This is a genomic window from Moorena sp. SIO4E2 (genome assembly GCF_010671945.1).
Classification (GTDB): domain Bacteria; phylum Cyanobacteriota; class Cyanobacteriia; order Cyanobacteriales; family Coleofasciculaceae; genus Moorena; species Moorena producens.
Genome location: NZ_JAAHIE010000582.1, coordinates 1 through 4,240, shown reverse-complemented (window position 1 = coordinate 4,240; position 4,240 = coordinate 1). Strand labels below are relative to the sequence as shown.

The following is a 4,240-nucleotide window of genomic DNA, read 5'->3' as shown; positions in this document are numbered from 1 at the left end:
CTCTTCAAGGGGTGGGTTTTCACCACCATCCGAAAGACAGTTAAGAATCTTTGAGGGTGTTTCCTCGCGATTCTCCTAACTCTTACCCCTCTAGAAACTAGAGGCTCTTAGTTAGAACGAGCCGCACTTTCTAAGAATGTTTGCACTACCGTTTAAATCGGCATTTACAATTGAACCATCACCACTTTTGTAAAGACCACGTTTAAGACGCTTTCCTGACGCTTTCCACCCGTTCGGTTTTTGTCCAAACTCAGGCAGGGAGTCTCCGTCGAGATAGCTAGCCTTACTGGTGTATGCTTCTTCTGTTATCTCTAATTGAATGGGATGGATCTGGCATAGTTGCTCAAGTCTATCTTTGAGCTTTCCAAGAGGAATTTGAACAAACTTTTGATTGTTTATTCTCCCCATTTTTGCCCTACTTTTAAAGCCTTCATTCCAGCCCACTACAATTGTGCCAATGGAATTTTTTAAGCAGTGATCGACGATAAGTTTAGCTGCCTTGTTTATCCCGTCTCTAATTCTGTGATTCCGTTTACGGGTAACTCGATCAAGCCATTCATCCCAATAGTCCTGGGACTTTCCTTCTTTTCTTGTCGATACTTGCTTATTCCAAAGCTGGTTGTAAGCCTTAATGGCTCGGGAGTCAACGAGAAAAGAATTCCCTAGTGTATCAACACAGGCTGCTAAATTGTCAGCGGTTCCGAAATCTATAGAAAGGGCTTCTTTCTTGTTTAATTGCGTGCCTTTGTCCCATTCAAGAAGGAAATCTCTAAGTAGAAAGCTCCATTTTTGGGCAAAATAGTCCATTACTTTATTTTTATACCCTCTAGGTTAGTAGGGAAAGGAATTTCAAAATATTTAATGTCAAACCACCTTTTTACAGTCAGCCCAAGGGCAAATCTGAGATTACCATTTATAACCTTGGGCTTCTGGCCGCCCGAGTTAGGGTAACTTACCTTGAACAGTTTCGCTCCTTTGAGATATCCAGGAGGTTTTGGCTTGCTTTGTAATTGCCCATTGAACCAAATATCTCTTAGTTTATTGTAGCCTTTAAAGCTTTCAGTTACGCTTAATAACGTTTGTTGTGCTGGTGTTGAAGGAAGCGACTTAGCTATCAAGCTTTTTCCTATGCTTTCTTCGTATATCAAGTCGAATTTACCTGTCAGCAATCGGCCTGTCTTAAAGAAGATTTGCCGGGCAGAGTAAACCCCCATATTGTAGAGCTTGCCTGATTGGCGGCAAAGATACTCAACCATCGCTTCTGTCTCTTGATCTAGGTGCAACAATATTTGCTGCACCCCTATCTGTTTATTGGTTTTAGCCATTATCGAACTCATATTAAGTTGTCGTTATTTTTATAAAAAACTACATTAATAACAACAGCAATTCCGGAAGGAAAATAAATTGATCAAGAATAGTTTTGGATATAGGCATTACAATCACGCAGTGGGTATTTGTACTGTTCACCTTGTGTGGATACCGAAAAGGCGCAAAAAAGTACTTGTGGGTAAAATTCGAGATAGAATTTACGAAATATTCGCTGAGATAGCTCTAGATAAAAATTGGAATATCAAAGCTCTTGAAGTAGCACCAGACCAGATCCATTTATTCGTCGAAATCAATCCCACAGATGCGATCTATCAAGTCGTAAGGGCTTTCAAAGGGAGAAGCGCCAACTACCTAAGAAAAGAGTTTCCTGATCTAAAGAAACTTCCATCTCTTTGGACTAACAGTTATTTCTTCTCAACGGCAGGTAAGGTTAGCATTGAAACTATCCAAAGATACATTAATGATCCTCATCATGGATAGTTTCTCTTAGGTGGCTTTAGCCACTGTGAGCATTCCTCCCCGGTCTAAAGACACGGGGTTTCCTGCTATCTAGATTTTTATGAGAAGGTTCTAGAGATTCCTTTATACACAACTGAACATAATAGCCATCTGCACGGCGAACCAATCTAACCCGCGCGGGTTAGCTTTTCCGTAGCGTCGGCTTTGCCGAATCGTAACGCCACAACTCCCAAGTCCCTTTCAGTTTCAGTTTCCCGATACCTTTCTTGTCTAAGAAGTTTATCGACTTAGCATCCCCTGATAATTTCCACCCTGATGTCTTGTATTCAACTGTTCGCGCAGCGTCGGCTACGCCGAATCGGGAGAAATTTTTGAACTTGGGATATCCCTTTTTACCGGGGGCTTTCTTTTTGCATTTATCGTAAAATCTAGCGATTGAGCTATAAGCTCTTTCGACCGAAGCTTGACATGCGTGAGAGTTCAAGTCTTTTACAAAGGGATACTCAGCTCTAAGGCAAGTATTATGACGATACAGCTCTTTTTGTCCTACACTTTTATTGTCCATCCAGTAGCGGAGGCACTTATTGCGGACAAATTGACCGGTGCGGATCGCCTCATCAATCGCGGCATATTGAGCTTTCTTTCCCTTGACCTTGAACTCTAAGAGCTGATTCGTAAAGAAAATCTAAAGAGAGAAAAAATTAAGATCAGTAGATGTTAACCTATAACCGTTGCTGATGTTGAATGAATTTCGCTCCATGACACGTCTGCCTCAAATTGCCGCACCGACGAGAAAGCCCTATCCGAGTGATTTAAGTGATACAGAATGGGAGGTTTTGAAACCCTTACTACCTGAACCGAAAGGCTTTGGACATCCCAGAACAGTTGATTTAAGAGAAATCCTCAATGGTATTTTTTATGTTCAAAGGACAGGTTGTCAGTGGGAAATGTTGCCTCATGACTTACCTCCCTATACCACTGTATATGGTTATTTCCAGAAGTGGCAGCGACTCCGAATATGGCAGCTTCTTCATGACCAGTTACGCTCACAAATCAGACTTGGTCAAGGCAGAGAATTACAATCAACCGTTGGGATAGCGGACTCTCAATCAGTCAAGACGACTGAAAAAAGGGGGCAGTCTGCGGCGCATGATGGTGGTAAAAAAGTTAAAGGCCGTAAACGTCACATAGTAGTCGATTCTCTTCGATTACTCATTGGGGTATTAGTAAGGTCAGCCAATGGTTCTGAAAGGCTCGGAGCAGTAGTCGTTTTGTCTGAAGAACTGGAAAAACTGAAGTTATTAGAAGTGCTCTGGGTGGCTATGCGGTTATTCAGGAAAGAATTTTGCTAAAGCAGTAAAACAAGTATGTGGTGATTCGGTTCGAGTCGAAGTAATAGAAAGAAAATCAAAAGAGTTTGAAATACGACCGTTGCGATGGATTGTAGAAAGAACATTTGGCTGGTTAAATCGATTTAGACGGTTGAGTAAAGACTATGAGCTATATACACAGATGAGTACAGGAATGATTTATGGTTCATTAATTCGTTTGATGACAAGAAGATTAGCGTCTTAATTTTTTGTTTACAAATCAGCTCTAAGACCTTCATTGTTGACGTGGGACAACTCTGCGTAAAGTAGAACACAAAAAGAGAAAGCCGTCCGTTGTTCGCGTTCGCCTTTGGCGTGGCCATAGGCCAAGCGTGGCCATAGGCCAAGTTACCGTAAGATAGGGTCGCCTTTATGGTTAAAGACGAAACCTTAGAATGAAGGAGCCTTTATGGGTAACTGGCTATGCATAGAAGGGTTAAGTCTCTTGTAATAAGGCTCCTTCATTCTTACGGTAACTTCCGAGGCAGGCTATGGGGAAAAGGGTTAAAACTTATTGAATAAGGCGACCCTATCTAAGGTTTCTATCCAGCGAAGGACGGGGCTTGAGACCCAAAATTTTTGGTCAGAGGCGATCCGCTACTGCCCGGGGACGGGCGTGTACCCATGAGGAATGACTAGCGTACCCATTATTATCAATACCTAGGGCAAAAACTGTTCTTCATACTTACGCCATGGAGCTAAATACCCCTATCCTAATTACACAAAGCAATTGAAAGTTTTATAAATATTTATTAATCAAGACTTGACATACGGCATTTTTGTTTAACTTGTCACCAATGGCCTAATAGTTACGCCTCCCAGACAAGTAAAGTGGACTGTTAAGAGTTGGAAACTTTGGGTCTCGGAATAGGGAACAGCAACGGTTTGAGCAACTTGAAGTTTCTTAACACAGTTTTAAAAAAATTAATAGCGTTTCTGTTAGTAATGAGATCTTAAGCATTTTTTCCCTACTCTCTACTCCCTACTCCCTAAAACCTAGGACGAAAGTACCTTAATCAATGGATTACTGCTAGTGAGTACTCCTAGATGTCAGAGTACTTAGGTTTTATATAGCTATAGGT

Annotated in this window: 4 protein-coding genes and 1 pseudogene; 2 read left to right on the top strand and 3 right to left on the bottom strand. The window is 41.5% G+C overall.

Features of this window, described 5'->3' with window-relative positions; all coding sequences use genetic code 11:
- Positions 1-111 precede the first annotated feature (111 nt).
- Complete coding sequence (locus tag F6K37_RS33455; RefSeq protein WP_287255012.1) at positions 112-807, bottom strand: transposase; 696 nt, start codon at positions 805-807, stop codon at positions 112-114.
- On the bottom strand, positions 807-1,256 hold the full coding sequence (locus F6K37_RS33450) for a hypothetical protein (protein WP_287255010.1): 450 nt from the start codon (positions 1,254-1,256) through the stop codon (positions 807-809). The genes F6K37_RS33455 and F6K37_RS33450 overlap by 1 nt, the downstream gene beginning before the upstream one ends.
- 151 nt (positions 1,257-1,407) lie before the next feature.
- Here F6K37_RS33450 and tnpA point away from each other — a divergent pair, with 151 nt between their 5' ends.
- Positions 1,408-1,809 carry an IS200/IS605 family transposase gene (gene tnpA / locus F6K37_RS33445; RefSeq protein WP_137985980.1) on the top strand — a complete coding sequence of 134 codons (402 nt, stop codon included), beginning with the start codon at positions 1,408-1,410 and terminating at the stop codon, positions 1,807-1,809.
- 70 nt (positions 1,810-1,879) lie between these two features.
- On the opposite strand, the pseudogene F6K37_RS33440 reads toward tnpA, so the two are convergent.
- A pseudogene (locus tag F6K37_RS33440) lies at positions 1,880-2,473 on the bottom strand (nuclease/transposase family protein); the annotation flags it as partial.
- Between the two features lie 73 nt (positions 2,474-2,546).
- Between F6K37_RS33440 and F6K37_RS33435 the strand changes: the two are divergent.
- Positions 2,547-3,363 (top strand): IS5 family transposase gene (locus F6K37_RS33435; protein WP_502887796.1). Its coding sequence is split into 2 segments (ribosomal slippage): positions 2,547-3,113 and positions 3,115-3,363, totalling 816 coding nucleotides; the frame shifts between segments, so codons are not numbered across the junction.
- Positions 3,364-4,240: the final 877 nt, after the last annotated feature.